Annotated in this window: 1 protein-coding gene; it reads left to right on the top strand. The window is 52.9% G+C overall.

Translation table 11 applies throughout. The features are described 5' to 3' along the window. Nucleotides 1-204 (top strand): hypothetical protein (locus A3860_RS41050; protein ID WP_158085190.1); only part of this gene is annotated, 204 nt, incomplete at both ends.

Here is a 204-nt window from a genome sequence, read left to right as displayed (position 1 = left end):
AGCAGCACCACCAGTTGTGCAGCCGGTTTTGCAGACATCAGCGGGGCAACCGGTGCAACTTATGATGTACCCGCCGGACTGGCTGCAACAACATACTATCGCCGCATAACTACTTCAACCCTCAATGGCGTGTCATGTTCCGCCACCAGCAATTGCGCTACGGTCACAATTAATAGTATAACCGCAGGGGTTATAGCCACCAGT

Origin of the sequence: Niastella vici, from assembly GCF_002077945.1 — a bacterium.
In the GTDB taxonomy this organism is placed as follows: Bacteria; Bacteroidota; Bacteroidia; order Chitinophagales; family Chitinophagaceae; genus Niastella; species Niastella vici.
This window is presented reverse-complemented; position numbering and strand designations above follow the sequence as displayed.